The 17,688-nt window shown below is 39.7% G+C and carries 16 protein-coding genes; all 16 read left to right on the plus strand.

Going from position 1 to position 17,688, the window contains the following annotated elements; genetic code table 11:
• The first annotated feature begins 108 nt into the window (after positions 1-108).
• The 16 genes from spoIIE to lysS all read left to right on the plus strand — a co-directional run bounded on the left by spoIIE (position 109) and on the right by lysS (position 17,442).
• Positions 109-2,583, plus strand: coding sequence for a stage II sporulation protein E (gene spoIIE, locus V7266_RS22880; RefSeq protein ID WP_335471292.1), 2,475 nt, complete (start codon positions 109-111; stop codon positions 2,581-2,583).
• Positions 2,584-2,677: 94 nt separating this feature from the next.
• On the plus strand, positions 2,678-3,418 hold the full coding sequence (locus V7266_RS22885) for a vWA domain-containing protein (protein ID WP_335471293.1): 741 nt from the start codon (positions 2,678-2,680) through the stop codon (positions 3,416-3,418).
• A complete protein-coding gene (locus V7266_RS22890; protein ID WP_335471294.1) occupies positions 3,387-4,400 on the plus strand; it encodes a protein kinase domain-containing protein in 1,014 nt (337 codons plus the stop codon). The genes V7266_RS22885 and V7266_RS22890 overlap by 32 nt, the downstream gene beginning before the upstream one ends.
• A 311-nt stretch (positions 4,401-4,711) precedes the next feature.
• Complete coding sequence (gene tilS / locus V7266_RS22895) at positions 4,712-6,097, plus strand: tRNA lysidine(34) synthetase TilS (protein ID WP_335471296.1); 1,386 nt, start codon at positions 4,712-4,714, stop codon at positions 6,095-6,097.
• A 26-nt stretch (positions 6,098-6,123) separates the two neighbouring features.
• Positions 6,124-6,666, plus strand: a complete 543-nt coding sequence (gene hpt / locus V7266_RS22900; protein ID WP_438825776.1) for a hypoxanthine phosphoribosyltransferase — start codon at positions 6,124-6,126, stop codon at positions 6,664-6,666.
• Positions 6,667-6,798: 132 nt separating this feature from the next.
• Positions 6,799-8,757, plus strand: coding sequence for an ATP-dependent zinc metalloprotease FtsH (gene ftsH, locus V7266_RS22905; protein WP_335471301.1), 1,959 nt, complete (start codon positions 6,799-6,801; stop codon positions 8,755-8,757).
• 108 nt (positions 8,758-8,865) lie between these two features.
• A complete protein-coding gene (locus V7266_RS22910; protein ID WP_335471303.1) occupies positions 8,866-9,633 on the plus strand; it encodes a type III pantothenate kinase in 768 nt (255 codons plus the stop codon).
• Positions 9,634-9,669: 36 nt separating this feature from the next.
• Positions 9,670-10,548: an Hsp33 family molecular chaperone HslO gene (hslO, locus tag V7266_RS22915; RefSeq protein WP_335471305.1), complete on the plus strand. Its 879-nt coding sequence runs from the start codon at positions 9,670-9,672 to the stop codon at positions 10,546-10,548.
• 78 nt (positions 10,549-10,626) lie between these two features.
• A complete protein-coding gene (locus V7266_RS22920; protein WP_335471306.1) occupies positions 10,627-11,523 on the plus strand; it encodes a peptidyl-prolyl cis-trans isomerase in 897 nt (298 codons plus the stop codon).
• A gap of 225 nt (positions 11,524-11,748) precedes the next feature.
• Positions 11,749-12,675 carry a cysteine synthase A gene (cysK, locus tag V7266_RS22925; protein WP_335471308.1) on the plus strand — a complete coding sequence of 309 codons (927 nt, stop codon included), beginning with the start codon at positions 11,749-11,751 and terminating at the stop codon, positions 12,673-12,675.
• 95 nt (positions 12,676-12,770) lie between these two features.
• Positions 12,771-13,613, plus strand: a complete 843-nt coding sequence (gene folP, locus V7266_RS22930; protein ID WP_335471309.1) for a dihydropteroate synthase — start codon at positions 12,771-12,773, stop codon at positions 13,611-13,613.
• On the plus strand, positions 13,606-13,965 hold the full coding sequence (gene folB, locus V7266_RS22935) for a dihydroneopterin aldolase (RefSeq protein WP_335471310.1): 360 nt from the start codon (positions 13,606-13,608) through the stop codon (positions 13,963-13,965). Before folP ends, folB begins: the two co-directional genes overlap by 8 nt.
• A gap of 2 nt (positions 13,966-13,967) precedes the next feature.
• On the plus strand, positions 13,968-14,495 hold the full coding sequence (gene folK / locus V7266_RS22940) for a 2-amino-4-hydroxy-6-hydroxymethyldihydropteridine diphosphokinase (RefSeq protein WP_335471312.1): 528 nt from the start codon (positions 13,968-13,970) through the stop codon (positions 14,493-14,495).
• Positions 14,447-14,653: a helix-turn-helix transcriptional regulator gene (locus tag V7266_RS22945; RefSeq protein WP_335471314.1), complete on the plus strand. Its 207-nt coding sequence runs from the start codon at positions 14,447-14,449 to the stop codon at positions 14,651-14,653. Before folK ends, V7266_RS22945 begins: the two co-directional genes overlap by 49 nt.
• Before the next feature lie 17 nt (positions 14,654-14,670).
• Entirely contained in the window at positions 14,671-15,672 is a 1,002-nt protein-coding gene (dusB, locus tag V7266_RS22950) for a tRNA dihydrouridine synthase DusB (protein ID WP_335471316.1), read from the plus strand.
• A 285-nt stretch (positions 15,673-15,957) separates the two neighbouring features.
• Positions 15,958-17,442, plus strand: a complete 1,485-nt coding sequence (lysS, locus tag V7266_RS22955) for a lysine--tRNA ligase (RefSeq protein WP_335471319.1) — start codon at positions 15,958-15,960, stop codon at positions 17,440-17,442.
• Positions 17,443-17,688 lie beyond the last annotated feature (246 nt).

The raw sequence follows: 17,688 nt of genomic DNA on the forward strand, positions 1-17,688 counted from the left end.
GTGAAAACCGTCGAACGATTATTTGAACTCGTTCACTATTTTGACAAACTTTTAAATCTATTAATTTTATAATAGTTTGCAACGATGAAAGAATAGGGAGTGTGATTTATGGAAAAGACTAATGTAAGTTTCATAGAACCAGTCGGAGAAGTCAGCCTTCATTCATCTAAATGGGATTTAGGAAGAGGATTACGGAAAATCCAATTAATGCTCGAGTCCTTTTTTATAAAAAAGGGTTATCTATTAGTATTAGTAGGGTTCTTACTTGGACGGGCCTTAATTTTGGCCAAGTTAACACCATTTTGCCTGCCATTCTTCGCTTCTGTCTACTTAATCAAAAGGGATCGGGCACCGCTTGCCCTGATCGGGCTGATCGTCGGGGCTGCCACTATATCTTTAGGAAATGCTGCCTTTACCTTTGCCGTGACTATTCTATTCCTAACAGTCTATCGAATGAGTGAAAAATGGCTGACAAATGAAGTTCGGTCCCTGCCATTTTTCGTCGGGATTATCCTCGGCGTTGGAAAATTAATAGAATCGTTTATTTTAACAAGGCAATTAACCCTCTATGATTTAATGATGGTAGGAGTTCAGACCAGTCTGGCCTTTATTCTGACTCTAATCTTTTTACAAAGCATTCCATTACTAACCTTAAATAAAAGAAGACAGCTATTAAAAACAGAAGAGATTGTTTGTTTAATTATCATGCTTGCCTCGATTATGTCAGGGACGATTGGATGGAAGGTCTATGATATGTCGATTGATCATATCATGTCGAGATACCTGGTATTGGTCTTCTCCTTTATTGCCGGAGCCACGGTAGGTTCCACGGTAGGGGTAGTGACCGGGCTTATATTTAGTCTTGCAAGTGTATCCAGCTTTTATCATATGAGCCTATTAGCCTTCTCGGGGGTTCTTGGCGGACTATTGAAGGAAGGGAAAAAAATTGGAGTTTCCATTGGTTTATTAATCGCAACTCTCCTAATTGGCATGTATGGGGAGGGCGGGGGCTCCATCTTACAAACGGTATTGGAAACTTTATCGGCTATTCTCTTATTCCTCTTAACTCCACAAGTCTTTACATCAAGACTAGCCAAGTATATACCGGGAACACCAGAACACACGGCAGAGCAGCAAAAATATATGCGCAAAATGCGCGATGTGACGGCACAAAGAGTGTCTCAATTTTCGAGTGTCTTTCATGCTCTATCAAAAAGTTTTTCTCAGATGGAAGTCATGCAGGAAGAAGAGGAACAAGACCGCGAAATGGATTACTTTATGAGCAACGTGACTGAACGGACCTGTCAAACTTGCTTTAAAAAGGAACAATGCTGGGCAAAGAATTTTAATACAACCTATGCGGCCATGGAGGATATTATTCATGAAATGGACCAAAATGACGGCAATGTCTCGCCAAGACTAGCAAGGGAATGGGATAAACTTTGTTCTCGGCCAAAAAAGGTATATGAAACTATTGGTCAGCAGTTAACCTTCTTTCAAGCTAACTTAAAATTAAAGAAACAGGTAAGGGAAAGCCGTAAATTAGTAGCAGAGCAGTTGCTGGGAGTATCAGAAGTAATGGATAACTTTGCAAAAGAAATTCAGCGTGAAAGAGAAAATCATCATAAACAAGAAGAACAAATTATGGAGGCAATTCAGGATTTTGGCATTCATATTGAACAGGTTGAAATCTACAGCCTGGAACCAGGCAATGTGGATATTGAGATGACAGTACCGTTTGGCAATAGCCACGGAGAGTGTGAAAAGTTAATTGCTCCAATGCTGTCAGATATCCTTGGAGAGACGATCATCGTAAACAAGGAGGAGTATGGAAGCATCCCTGATGAATTATGTAATGTAAACTTCCGGTCATCTAAGGCCTACACAGTAGAAACAGGTGTTGCACACGCAGCAAAAGACGGCGGGTTAGTATCGGGTGACAGTTATTCAACAATTGAGCTCGGACTAGGTAAATTCGCCATTGCCATTAGTGACGGCATGGGAAATGGAGAAAGAGCTCATTACGAAAGTAAGGAGACATTACAGCTATTACAAAAAATATTACAATCAGGAATCGAAGAAAAGGTAGCAATAAAGTCAGTTAACAGCATTCTATCTCTGCGCACGACGGATGAAATTTTTTCTACATTAGATTTAGCCATGATTGATTTGAAAAATGCATCTGCAAAGTTTCTAAAGATTGGTTCGACACCAAGCTTTATCAAAAGAGGAAATAAAGTGATTAAAATACAGGCGAGTAATTTACCAATGGGCATCCTTCAGGAGTTTGAGGTGGATGTTGTCAGCGAACAATTAAAAGCAGGGGATTTGCTGATTATGATGAGTGATGGGGTATTTGAAGGGCCTAAGCATGTGGAAAATTATGATTTATGGATGAAACGAAAAGTACAAGAATTAGAGACCGACGATCCCCAAGAGGTTGCGGACTTAATTATGGAAGAGGTTATCCGCTCCAGATCAGGTTTAATTGATGATGATATGACGGTGACAGTAGCCAAGATTAGACATAATACACCAAAGTGGGCATCGATTCCTCTCCAAAAAGTAAAACGCCACGCCTAACAGATTAATTTATCCTTCCCTCCAGTAAAATATGTATAAATCGATTCGATTTAGTCGAAAATGGTAGCAATACTGTAACTGGAGGGAGAAGGTTATGTACACAGGAAAGATTCGGCAAATTTTATTAATAACAGATGGCTGCTCAAATCAAGGTGATGATCCAATTGCCATGGCCGCTCTTGCAAATGAACAGGGAATAACGGTGAATGTCATCGGTGTTATGGAACATGATGTCATTGATGAAAAAGGAATTACTGAAATAGAAGGGATTGCTATGTCAGGCGGCGGAGTCAGTCAGATTGTTTATGCCGAAAGACTTTCGCAAACCGTCCAGATGGTTACCCGTAAAGCAATGAATCAAACGATACAAGGTGTAGTAAACCGCCAGCTTCAGGAAATATTAGGCCGCTCACAAACAATGGAAGATCTCCCGCCTGAAAAACGCGGGGAGGTTATGGAAGTTGTCGATGAATTAGGGGAAACTGTCGAATTAGAGGTTTTGATTCTTGTTGATACTAGCGCGAGTATGAAACACAAGCTTCCAACAGTAAAGGAGGCACTCCTTGACCTTTCTCTAAGCTTGAACGCTCGGACTGGGGATAATCTATTTTCTGTGTATGTATTTCCCGGGAAAAAGAATGATGTCGAAAAATTGCTTGACTGGACGCCAAAGCTACAGGTTTTGACAAGTGTCTTCTCCCAGTTGTCGACTGGTGGCATCACGCCAACAGGGCCGGCATTAAAGACGGCCTTATCAGCGTTTTCAGAAAAAAAACAATCTTTAAGGAGTCTGCTTTCTCGTGATGATGAATCATACTTTGAAGAATCAATGTAAGGTAAGCCCAGGGACCATCATCAGAGGAAAGTGGCATGTACAGGAATATACAATTATTAAGGAACTAGGATTTGGTGCAAATGGGGTGGTTTACCTTGCCAAGCATAAAGACACTCAGGTCGCTTTAAAAATGAGTGATAATGGTATGTCAATCACCTCGGAGGTTAATGTTTTAAAATCCTTTGCAAAGGTCCAGGGACACTCCCTAGGGCCTTGTTTGCTTGATGTCGATGATTGGCAGTGGAATAACAGCAAGATTTCTTTTTATGTGATGGAGTATATACAGGGGCCGGATTTCCTGTCCTTTTTACAAGCGAAAGGACCCTCATGGACAAGTGTGTTATTTTTACAGTTGCTGAACGACTTAGAACAGCTCCATCGAAATGGCTGGGTCTTTGGAGATTTGAAACCGGAAAATTTAATCGTAACGGGACCGCCGCCTAAAATCAGATGCATAGATGTGGGTGGTACAACCATTAAGGGACGGGCAATTAAAGAATTCACAGAGTTCTATGACCGCGGCTATTGGGGATTAGGCTCTAGAAAAGCAGAACCATCCTATGATTTATTTGCGGTTGCCATGATTATGATTAATACGGCCTATCCAAAACGATTTACGAAAACAACAGGTGGATTACAACAGCTAAAGGATGCCATTCGGCAAAAAAAAGAATTAATAAAATTGGAACCTGTTATTCTAAAGGCAATCCAGGGACAATATAGTCAAGCGAATCAAATGCGGGAAGATTTATTAAATTCAATGGTCGAGAAAAAGAATGCTGCTGCTCCTGCTAAGCCGCGAGTGAAAAAGCAAGATCCTGCTCATGGTAATCAAGCTGGGATGAAAAATACTCAGTCCGTCCCACTTTCAAGACAGAGCTATAGGCGGAAAAAGAAGAAAAGCGGCTGGAAGGAATTTTTATTTATCGCAATCGTTCTAGGTGTGTTATATGCTTGGTATACTTTTAATAATTTACCTTAATAAAATGAAACCATTTATTCTTTCAACCGTATAAATAGAAAACCTAATTTTCATTACCTTTATTTTTGATAGTTCATAAACAAAAGTGGTAAGCTAAAAAGAAAAGCGGATGCTCACGTTTAGCGGCGTATGGATTGGATCCGCTCCGAACGAGATAAAGGAAACACGGAGAGCGAAAGCGATCCGATGTTGACTTATCGTAAGGAGGAGAGGGCCAATACACTAGCCGCTGTGAGCTGGAGCTAGACAAAAGAAAAGCGGAAGCTCACGTTTAGCGGCTCCGAAATTTGCTTTAGAAAGTGTGCAATTTTATGTTGGAATCAAAAGTTGAATCCTTTTTGCGGCGTCATTCCTTTTCAATAGAAAACAAAAGGATTGTGGTAGGAGTTTCAGGTGGACCTGATTCATTAGCACTGCTTCACTATTTGTTGAGGGAAAGAGAAAAAAGAAATCTGTTCCTTATAGTCGCCCACGTGGATCATATGTTTCGTGGAGAGGAATCCTTTCAGGATGCCATGTTTGTAAAAGACTTTTGCAGGCAGCACAACATTCCTTTTGAAATGATTCAAGTCAATGTAACCAGAATCATGAATGAGACAGGTAAGAGTTCTCAAGTTGCAGCAAGAGAAGTAAGATATGACTTTTATCATACAATCATGAAACAATACCAAGCGCCATACTTGGTACTAGGACACCATGGTGATGATCAAATGGAGACCATGCTAATGAGGCTGACAAGAGGAAGCAGCGGGAAAGCGAGAGCAGGTATTCCATTTTTCCGGCCATTTTATGAAGGGTTTATTCTACGGCCTTTCTTATGTTTAACGAAAGAGGAACTGCAGCACTATTGTGACAAACATGGGCTTGTCCCAAGGATAGACCCAAGCAATGCAAAGGATGTTTATAGCAGGAATCGTTATCGCAAACAGGTTCTACCGTTCCTTAAGACTGAGAATAGTCATGTACATGAACATTTTCAACGGTTTAGTGAAGAGCTGCAAAGTGATGAGGAGTTTTTACTGGAATTAACAGTAGAACAAATGAATACAGTATTGACAAAAAGAGAAGAGGACAAAGTAACTATTGACATTAAACCATTTCTTGCAATGCCTTTACCTTTACAAAGGAGAGGTATTCAACTAATATTAAACTATCTTTATAAGGAAAAACCTGCATCTCTTTCTGCAATACATATTGATCAAATATTTTCTATATTACGGCATCACGAGCCGTCGGGAACACTTGATTTTCCTAATGATTTAAAGGTTATTCGCTCCTATCAACAGCTTTCATTTCAATACGAGCAAATAAGAACTGAACCATATTATTATGAAGTTAATAAACCTGGTACGATTATGCTGCCAAATGGAGACAGCATCACAATCGATTATATAGCCGGGGCAAGCCCTGAGGTGAAACCAAATACTGCTATTTTTAGTTTTGAACGAGTCCAATTTCCATTGGTTATACGAACCAGGAAAAAAGGAGACCGGATGACATTAAAAGGTATACAGGGCTCAAAAAAGTTAAAAGATATTTTTATTGATCAAAAAGTTCCAAGACAGGACCGTGAGATGTGGCCAGTCATTACAGACAGAGAGGGATATATTATTTGGCTTCCAAATATAAAAAGGTCTTCTTTTGAAGGTGTTGATCCAACTGCAGATAAGCATTTAAAACTAACATACAATACGTAATGATCTTCTAGGGGGCACATATTATGATGCAAGATGATATTGAAAAGGTATTAGTTTCAGAAGAAGAAATTCAAGAAAAGATTAAGGAATTAGCAGCTCAATTAACGGAAGAGTATCATGACCGATTTCCACTTGCAATTGGTGTTTTAAAAGGTGCCATGCCATTTATGTCAGACCTATTAAAGCGCATGGATTGCTATCTTGAAATGGATTTTATGGATGTATCAAGCTATGGTACAGCCCTTGTATCTTCTGGAGAGGTTAAAATTTTAAAGGATTTAGATACTTCTGTGGAAGGAAGGGACATATTAATTATAGAAGATATTATCGATAGTGGTTTAACACTTAGCTACTTGGTCGATTTGTTCCGTTATCGTAAAGCGAAATCGATTAAAATTGTTACATTGCTTGATAAGCCAACAGGAAGAAAAAGTGACATACAAGCTGATTATGCAGGCTTTATTGTTCCGGATGAATTTGTTGTTGGATATGGTTTAGATTATATTGAAAAGTACAGAAACCTTCCTTATATTGGTATTTTAAAACCGGAAGTATATAGCAATAATTAATAAAAAATAAACGTGGTAGAGTGGTTTGTGAAAGTCCTAAATTCTGAGAGTAATTCCTTGAATTAGCAAGATTTTCTATGATACTATTTAATTTAATTTAGTTTAGCTTTTATCCGCGGGAGGAGGTAAGAGATGAATCGGATTTTCCGTAATACCATCTTTTATTTATTAATATTTTTAGTCATTATTGGTGTAGTTAGTTTCTTTAATGGAAGCAGTGAGCCAACAGATAAAATCTCATATGATAAATTTGTGACGCAACTAGAAAGTGGTAAGGTTAAATCATTTTCCATGCAGCCTGAACGAGGTGTCTATGAGGTTCAGGGCGTATTTGAATCCGGTAATAAGAAGTTTATTACCTATATTCCTAACAGTGAAAAGATTCTCGATCGAATTGATAAGGCTGATTCAAAAGTGGAAGTTATGCCAGCTAAGGAAACAAGCGGGTGGGTTACTTTCTTTACTTCCATTATTCCGTTCGTGATTATCTTTATTTTATTTTTCTTTTTGTTAAACCAAGCTCAAGGCGGCGGAAGCCGTGTTATGAACTTTGGAAAATCAAAAGCAAAACTTTATAATGATGATAAGAAAAAGGTTCGTTTTAGAGATGTTGCTGGTGCAGATGAAGAGAAAGCTGAATTAGTTGAAGTAGTTGAGTTTTTAAAGGACCCTCGTAAATTTGCTGAACTTGGTGCGCGTATTCCAAAAGGGGTATTACTTGTAGGACCTCCTGGTACCGGTAAAACATTGCTTGCCCGTGCTACAGCTGGTGAAGCAGGCGTACCGTTCTTCTCAATAAGCGGTTCTGATTTCGTTGAAATGTTTGTCGGGGTTGGTGCATCCCGTGTTCGAGATTTATTTGAAAATGCAAAGAAAAATGCTCCTTGTATTATTTTCATTGATGAAATTGACGCGGTTGGACGTCAGCGTGGTGCTGGTCTTGGCGGTGGCCATGATGAGCGTGAACAAACCTTGAATCAATTGCTAGTTGAAATGGATGGATTTGGTGCAAATGAAGGCATTATCATTATTGCTGCAACCAACCGTGCAGATATTCTCGACCCTGCGTTATTACGTCCAGGACGATTTGACCGTCAAATTACCGTTGACCGTCCAGATGTTGTGGGACGTGAGGCAGTTCTAAAAGTACACGCTCGTAATAAGCCATTAGATGAATCTGTTAATTTGAAAAATATTGCAATGAGAACACCTGGTTTTTCTGGTGCTGATTTGGAAAACTTACTGAATGAAGCAGCACTAGTTGCAGCTCGCGGCAGTAAGAAGAAAATTGATATGGAAGATATTGATGAAGCGACTGACCGCGTTATTGCTGGTCCTGCAAAGAAAAGCAGGGTTATATCAGAAAAAGAACGAAAAATTGTTGCTTTCCACGAGGGCGGACATACTGTGATTGGTTTAGTACTCGATGAAGCGGACATGGTTCACAAAGTTACCATCGTCCCACGAGGGCAAGCTGGTGGATATGCCGTCATGCTTCCTAGAGAAGACCGTTACTTTATGACAAAGCCGGAACTGCTTGATAAGATTGTAGGTTTGTTAGGCGGCCGTGTTGCGGAAGAAATTGTCTTTGGTGAAGTAAGTACTGGTGCACATAATGACTTCCAACGTGCTACTGGTATTGCTCGTAAGATGGTGACTGAATATGGAATGAGTGATAAGCTCGGACCGCTTCAATTCGGTCAAGCATCAGGTGGTCAGGTTTTCTTAGGCCGTGACCTTCATAATGAACAGAACTATTCCGATGCTATTGCTTATGAGATTGATCTTGAAATTCAAAGTATAATTAAAGAGTGTTATGAAAGAGCTAGAAAAATTCTTACTGAAAACCGTGATAAGCTTAATCTTATTGCTACCACACTTCTTGAAGTGGAAACGCTTGTTGCTGAACAAATCAAATATTTGGTTGAGCATGGTCACATGCCAGATCCATCTGAACACTTAGAATCTGTGAAGATTGGACCCAAAAAAACAGATGATGTGAAGGTAACTATTAATACAAAAAAAGATGAGGCAGTAAAAGAGGAAAAATCCTTTTTAGATACCCCATCTGACGAAAATGATTATAAATAATCTAGGAAAGAGTGCTTCACTGAAGCGCTCTTTTTTTTCACGCACAAACTATTTATGATATGATGTTGCGTATGAGGAAAAGAATAATAATAAAAGCGAGTGATTGATTTGATTTTCGTATTTGATGTGGGAAATACCAATATCGTCCTAGGCGTTTATGATGGGGATGACCTTAAGTATCATTGGCGGGTTGAAACAAACCGCAATCGTACGGAGGATGAGTTTGGGATGAACATAAAGGCCTTATTTGATTTTTCAGGCCTTAAATTTTCTGACATTAGCGGCATTATTATCTCTTCAGTTGTGCCGCCAATCATGTTTGCCTTAGAAAGAATGTGCCAAAAGTATTTTCATGTAAAGCCTCTTGTTGTTGGACCTGGCATTAAAACAGGACTCAATATTAAATACGAAAATCCAAGAGAGGTCGGGGCAGACAGAATTGTGAATGCAGTTGCCGCTATTCATGAATATGGAAGCCCGCTGATCATCGTGGATTTTGGTACTGCTACTACCTATTGTTATGTGAATGAGGAGCGTCAATATATGGGTGGAGCGATTGCCCCTGGAATCGGAATTTCAACAGAGGCTCTTTATTCAAGAGCAGCTAAATTACCGCGGATTGAAATTGCTAGACCAGAAGGGGTAATTGGAAAGAATACCATTTCTGCGATGCAGGCTGGAATTGTCTATGGCTATGTAGGACAAGTTGAAGGAATTGTGAAAAGGATGATGGACCAAAGTCCCAAAAAACCAACTGTCATTGCAACAGGGGGATTAGCGGGCTTAATTTCACAAGAATCAACTATTATTGACATTGTCGATCCTTTTTTAACATTAAAGGGTCTTTCACTTATCTATAAACGAAACATGGGATAACCTAATGTTATTCAGCAAGAAGGGAGTTCTATACTATTGAAGGATTATCTAGTTAAGGCATTAGCCTATGATGGAAATATTCGTGCCTATGCAGTTCGTACTACCGATACAATTAGTGAAGCGCAGCGCCGCCATCAAACATGGCGTACGGCATCAGCAGCGCTTGGCCGCACGATGACTGCGGCCGTTATGATGGGAGCTATGCTTAAGGGTGAGGATAAACTCACAGTAAAAATAAATGGCGGCGGACCGCTTGGACCAATCGTGGTCGATAGCAATGCTAAGGGTGAGGTCCGTGGTTATGTGACAAACCCGGAGGTTGATTTTGAATCAAATGAACACGGAAAGCTCGATGTCCGCCGTGCGGTCGGCACTGAGGGTACGCTGGCTGTCGTGAAGGATACCGGCTTGCGGGACTTTTTCTCCGGACAGGTACCTCTTGTTTCTGGAGAGCTAGGGGAAGACTTTACCTATTACTTTGCAACCTCTGAACAGGTACCTTCCTCTGTCGGTGTCGGTGTTTTAGTAAACCCCGATGACTCTATATTGGCTGCAGGAGGATTTATTTTTCAATTAATGCCTGGAACACCTGATGCGCTTATTTCTCAATTAGAAGAACGTTTAAAGACGATTGAGCCAATTTCTAAATTAGTTGAGCGAGGGCTTACACCGGAGCAAATTCTTGAGGAATTGTTTGGAAAAGACCATGTAAAGATATTAGAAACAATGCCGGTCAGCTTTGAATGTAATTGCTCTAAAGAGCGGTTTGCAAATGCCATTATTGGCTTAGGAGCGGCTGAGATCACCGCAATGATTGAAGAAGATGGACAGGCAGAGGCACACTGCCACTTCTGTAATGAAAAATATCAGTATTCCAGAGGAGAATTAGAAGCCTTAAGGGAAGAAGCAAAATAAGTCTAAAAATGCCAGCCTTGCGCCCAAAGGAGAGACATTCACTTTGGGCGCTTACGCTTTTAAATGGAGGAGAAGAGGTTGGGGAAGAAGCAGCTTTGGATGATTATTGCAGCTCTTGTTTTTATAAACTGTCTGACAGTAGCCTTTTTCCTGGCAAGGGTGAACGAGGTAAATAGTTTAGCCACAAATGACGAAGTCGTTGCAAGTATAGGAAAGAAAGAAATTTCCAGACAAGAGTGGTTACATAAGTTAGAAACTAAATATGGAAAAGATGTTCTAAAAGAAATGGTCGACCAAAAAGTAATCGAGGAAATGGCCGCAAAATATAACATTAAGGTCTCCTCTCAAGAGGTTGAGCGTGAATTTCGAATGCTTCAGTCTTCCTATAATTCTTTTAGCCAAAACGGTCATCAGGATGAGTCCAAATGGAAGGAACAAATCCGCAGCAGTCTCCTCTTAGAAGAACTCTTAACAAAGGATGTTACGATCTCTAATCGTGAATTAGAAAGATATTACATAAAAAATAAAAATCTTTTCAGTGTTCCAGCAGCCTATCACTTATCACACATAGTGGTTAAAACAAAGGAAGAGGCTGAAACTGCGAAAAAAGAGCTTGCTCATGGTTCGAGTTTTTCAGCAATGGCGATGGAGCGCTCAATAGAGGAATTTTCCGCAAATGAGGGCGGGGATATCGGTTATATTAGTAACGGAGATGAGCGTTATCCTAAACAATATATCACGATTGCTAAGAAGTTGAAGACAAAGGATGTAAGCAAGCCTATAAAGGTGAAGGAAGGATATGCTCTTCTAAGATTGGATGGGAAAATCAATGGAAAGAGTTATTCGTTTGATGAGGTTAAGGACCAAGTCCGCCGGCAAATGGCACTAGAACAAATGAAAACGCCCGCTTCGGCTTCTATCTTTTGGGATGAGGCTAAAGTTAATTGGTTTTATGGGGATAAGGAATCTAATTAATGACACAGATGTAATTCTGTGTTTTTTGGTTTGTTAAGGGAAAGATAACAAAAAGGCGGCATTAAAAAAAGGCTAGGACAAAAGACTTACAATTAGGACAAATTCACTAATTATATTTTCAATTTATTTGAAATTTTTCAATCAAAATGATTGACAAGTTGGCTTAAAAACTGGTAAATTTAATAATATAATCCCAATAAAAATACTCGGAATAGAGGTGCTCTAATGGTTCGTGTTGCAAATTCAGTGGCTGAATTAGTCGGCCAAACACCAATTGTTAAATTAAACAGATTAGTAGATGAAAATAGTGCAGATGTTTATTTAAAGCTTGAGTACTTTAACCCAGGCAGCAGTGTTAAGGACCGTATTGGTCTTGCGATGATTGAAGCTGCAGAGGACCAAGGTTTAATTAAACCAGGAGATACAATCATTGAACCGACAAGTGGAAATACAGGTATCGGTCTTGCAATGATTGCAGCAGCAAAAGGTTACAAAGCCATCTTCGTTATGCCTGAGACAATGAGCTTAGAAAGAAGAAACCTTCTTCGTGCATATGGTGCAGAGCTTGTTTTAACACCTGGGCCAGCAGGTATGAAGGGTGCTATTGCTAAAGCAGAAGAGCTAGTTAAGGAACATGGTTATTTCTTACCGCAGCAATTTAAAAACCAGGCAAACCCTGAAGTACATAAAAGAACTACAGGTAAAGAAATTGTTGAGCAAATGGATCAGCTAGATGCGTTCGTATCTGGTATCGGAACAGGCGGAACGATTTCAGGAGCAGGTAGTGTTATTCGTGAAAAGTTCCCAGAAGTGAAGATTGTAGCTGTTGAGCCAAAAGATTCTCCGGTTCTATCAGGAGGTAACCCTGGTCCGCACAAACTTCAAGGACTAGGTGCAGGCTTTGTTCCTGATACCTTAAATACAAACATTTATGATGAAGTTATTCAAATTGGTACGGAAGAAGCATTTGAAGCATCTCGCCGTGCTGCTAGAGAAGAAGGTATCCTAGGTGGTATTTCTTCTGGTGCAGCGATTTCTGCAGCCCTAAAGGTAGCGAAAGAACTAGGCAAAGGTAAAAAAGTACTTGCGATTATTCCGGATAACGGAGAGCGTTATTTAAGTACACCACTTTATCAGTATGATGCTGAATAAAAAAAAGGAGGCGTTGGCGAGTTATTGCCGAAGCCTCTTTTTTTTGTGAAAAATATGATAAAATGTGAAAAAAACAAGCAGTGGGGGGAAATGGAATGAGATCAACTCAAGAACAAATCAAATGTGGACCCTATACATTGGATTTTTCTAAAAAAACCATTGTAATGGGGATTTTAAATGTTACCCCTGATTCCTTCTCAGATGGAGGGAACTTTAATCAAATAGAGCGTGCGGTTGAACACGCCAAGGAAATGGCTGCAAATGGTGCGGATATTATTGATATTGGTGGTGAATCCACTAGGCCGGGTTATACGGTGATTTCCGATGAGGAAGAGATTGAGCGGATTGTCCCGGTAATAAAGGCCATTTCTGAACAGGTGTCAATCCCAATATCGGTTGACACCTATAAATCGGAGGTTGCCAGACAGGCAATCGAAGCGGGGGCCAATATCATTAATGATATTTGGGGAGCTAAAGCAGATAGTAGAATGGCACGAGTCGCAGCTGATTACAATGTTCCGATCATTCTTATGCATAATCGTCATGACCGAAACTACAACTCCTTTATGAGAGATGTCTTAAATGACCTTTATGAAAGTATTACAATTGCAAGAAATGCCGGAGTAAGAGATGAGAATATAATCCTTGATCCAGGTATTGGTTTTGTGCGTGACTTTCAGGAAAACATATTAACCATGCAAAACCTAGAAAAGTTTGTCATGTTAGGCTATCCTGTGTTATTAGGTACATCAAGAAAGTCAATGATCGGACAAGCTTTAGATCTGCCCGTTAGTGAAAGAATGGAAGGGACGGGAGCAACGGTTTGTTATGGGATTCAAAAGGGCTGCCAAATGATTCGTGTTCATGATGTAAAAGAAATGAGCAGAATGGCTAAAATGATGGATATATTGATGGGGAAGGATGCTGTTATTGGATAAAATATATGTAAATATGATGGAGTTTTATGGTTATCATGGCGTATTTCCTGAGGAGAATCGATTAGGGCAGCGATTTATCGTGGATTTAGCTGTTTCTGTTGATTTAAAAAAGGCCGGTGAAACAGATGAACTTAAGTTTTCCGTTAATTACGGTGAATTGTATCAAGTTTGTAAGGAAGTAGTTGAGGGGAAACCCTATAAGCTCCTAGAGGCGGTCGCTGAAGAAATTGCAGCAAGTGTCATAAGGGCGTTTCCACTAGTAATGGATATTACCGTAAAAGTAATTAAACCAGACCCTCCAATACCAGGTCATTACAAATCTGTTGCCGTAGAAATTACGAGGAGAAGATAAAAGTGGAAAATACAGCATTTATTGCCCTTGGCTCAAATATAGGAAACCGTTATGATAATATAGTTAATGCCATTAATTATTTAAAAAGTGATCCTGCCATTCAATTGGTAAAATTATCATCTATTTATGAGACAGATCCAGTTGGATATGAGGATCAGGATTTATTTTTGAATATGGCAGTTAAGGTACAGACTAGTCTAAGTGCTATGGAATTATTGGAGTTATGTTTGAAAATTGAATTAGAGCTTGGAAGAAAAAGGGAGATTCGGTGGGGACCGCGGACGATAGATCTTGACATTCTGACCTTTAACCAAGAAAATATTGAAACAGAGAAACTAATTATACCGCACCCAAGAATACTTGAGAGGGCGTTTGTATTAGTTCCATTAGTAGAAATTGATCAAAACCTTAGAATACCTGGGGTGGATAAACCTCTTGACATATTGTTAGACGAACTACCAGATAAAGAAGGGGTCCGATTATGGAAGCGGAAAAATGGGGAAGACGTATTCGTGCCTATCGGAAGCTAAAGGGTTATACACAAGAAGGCTTTTCGAAGGAACTAGGTGTATCAGTATCGATTTTAGGTGAAATTGAAAGAGGAAATCGCTTGCCTGCGGAGGATTTAGTCGAGAGAATCGCTCATTCTTTAAAAATTAGTATAGAAGATTTAAAGCCAAGAGATTAAGAGTGGGGGAGTACCGAATGTTAAAAATAGGAGATATTGAGATAAAAAATCCTGTTGTGCTTGCACCAATGGCAGGTGTATGTAATTCTGCATTCCGTCTGACTGTTAAAGAGTTTGGCGCGGGTTTAGTATGTGCAGAAATGGTCAGTGACAAAGGGATTGTTTTTAAAAATGAAAAAACAATGAATATGCTTTATATTGATGAGCGGGAAAAACCACTCAGCCTGCAAATTTTTGGCGGCGAAAAAGATACACTTGTTGAGGCAGCGAAATTTGTTGATCAAAATACGAATGCTGACATCATTGATATAAATATGGGCTGCCCTGTTCCGAAGATTACAAAGTGTGATGCGGGAGCAAAATGGCTATTAGACCCTAATAAAATTTATGAAATGGTATCGGCTGTTGTTGATGCTGTAGAGAAGCCGGTCACTGTAAAAATGCGAATAGGCTGGGATGATGAGCATATCTTTGCTGTTAAGAATGCCCAAATGGTTGAACGTGCAGGCGGAAAGGCCGTAGCGATGCATGGACGTACCCGTGTGCAAATGTATGAAGGAAAAGCAAACTGGGATATTATTCGTGAAGTAAAACAAGCTGTTAACATCCCTGTCATTGGTAACGGGGATGTGCAAACGCCTCAAGATGCAAAAAGAATGCTTGAGGAAACAGGTGTTGATGGGGTAATGATCGGGAGAGCAGCACTAGGGAATCCCTGGATGATTTACCGTACAGTTCAGTATTTAGAAACGGGTAAGCTTTTAGGTGAACCATCGGCGAGAGAAAAAATCGACGTATGTATTCTTCATTTAGACCGATTAATTGCTTTAAAAAATGAGCATATTGCGGTCCGTGAAATGCGTAAGCATACTGCATGGTATTTAAAAGGCGTCCGGGGTAATGCAAGGGTTCGTAATGCCATTAACGAGTGCAATACGAGAGAAGACTTAGTTATTTTATTAAATGGTTTAGCGGCTGATGCTGAGGAAATGGAAAAAAGTCAGTTAATCGTAGGTTAATTTGACAGCCCTCACCCCAATTTCTATAATATCTTTGTTTACTGAATTGGAGCTGCCAGGTGCATTACTGGCAGTTTTTATGTATTTATAAACTTTTTTGATGTCTGAATTGCCATGTTTGTGTAAAATAATATAGTATGCAAAAAAATGAATAGCCTAAACCTGTGAATTGGACTATAAGCGTTATGCTTTCGTCAAAGGGGCAGGTGCTGAAGTTAGACAAGTTAATCGGCCAGTATTCTTTTAGTTTTACATAAAATAGAAAGTTATGGAGTTGAAGTAATTATGAGTCAGGAAGAATTGAACGACCAATTTCTGGTCAGACGTGAAAAAATGAATTCAATGCGGGAAAATGGATTAGATCCATTTGGCAAGCGTTTTGACCGTTCTCACAGTACAAAAGAATTAATTGAACAATATGCTGAATTAGAAAAAGAAGAAATTGAGGCTAAAAATATCTCTGTTACACTAGCCGGACGGATTATGACAAAGCGTGGTAAGGGTAAGGCTGGATTTGCCCATATTCAAGATTTAGCAGGCCAAATTCAAGTATATGTGCGTCAAGATGCTGTTGGGGAAGAGTCCTATAAGGTATTTGATTCAGCGGATCTTGGGGATATCATTGGGGTATCAGGCACGCTTTTCAAAACCAAGGTAGGTGAATTGTCTGTAAAGGTACAGGAATTTGTATTCCTTACAAAGGCACTTCGTCCGCTTCCAGATAAGTTCCATGGTTTGAAGGATGTAGAGCAGCGCTACCGTCAACGTTATTTAGATCTAATTATGAGTCAGGAAAGCAAGGAAACCTTTATTACTAGGAGCCGAATCATCCAATCGATGCGCCGCTATCTAGATGAACATGGTTATTTAGAGGTTGAAACACCGATGATGCACGCGATTGCCGGAGGAGCATCCGCACGACCGTTTATTACGCACCACAATGCTCTTGATATGCCGCTGTTTATGAGAATAGCTATCGAACTTCACTTAAAGAGACTGATCGTTGGCGGACTCGAAAAGGTATATGAGATTGGCCGTGTTTTCCGAAATGAGGGTGTTTCTACTCGTCATAATCCTGAGTTTACCATGATTGAACTTTACGAAGCTTATGCAGATTACCGTGATATTATGAGTCTTACTGAAAACCTAATTGCGCATATCGCTCAAGAGGTTTTGGGGACAACGACTGTTCAATACGGTGACTATGAAGTAGATCTTAAACCTGAATGGAAAAGACTTCATATGGTTGATGCCATTAAAGAATATACAGGGGTCGATTTCTGGAAAGAGATGAGCGTCGAAGAAGCGCGTGCACTTGCCAAAGAACATAATATTGAAATAACAGAACACATGCTCTATGGACATATTGTTAATGAGTTTTTTGAGCAGCGAGTTGAAGAAAAATTAATTCAGCCAACTTTCATTTACGGTCACCCTGTGGAGATTTCTCCGCTTGCGAAGAAAAATGAAGAAGATCCACGTTTTACAGATCGTTTTGAGCTATTTATCGTTGCCCGTGAGCATGCAAATGCCTTTACGGAACTTAATGATCCAATTGACCAAAGAGAGCGGTTTGAAGCACAATTAAAAGAACGTGAGCAAGGTAATGATGAGGCTCACGAAATGGATGAAGACTTTGTTGAAGCGTTAGAATATGGTATGCCGCCAACAGGCGGATTAGGAATTGGTATTGACCGCCTAGTGATGCTGTTAACTAATTCTCCATCAATCCGGGATGTTTTGTTATTCCCATTAATGCGTCATAAATAAGAGTTTAAAAGTGCCGGAGTAATCTGGCGCTTTTTTCTTGATTAGTTAGAGTAGAGAGAATATTTTTACTTTGAAAAAGGTATTGCAACCGTTTGTTAATGGTGGTATATTAATATCTGTTGCTGCAAGACAGTAACACGAAAGAAAAAATAAGCAAAAAAAGTTATTGACTTTAAGTTGATAACTTGGTAAGATATTAAAGTCGCCTTTGAGCGATGCGATATTGCTCTTTGAAAACTAAACAAA

Origin of the sequence: Neobacillus drentensis (assembly GCF_036965645.1) — a bacterium.
In the GTDB taxonomy this organism is placed as follows: Bacteria; Bacillota; Bacilli; order Bacillales; family Cytobacillaceae; genus Neobacillus; species Neobacillus drentensis_D.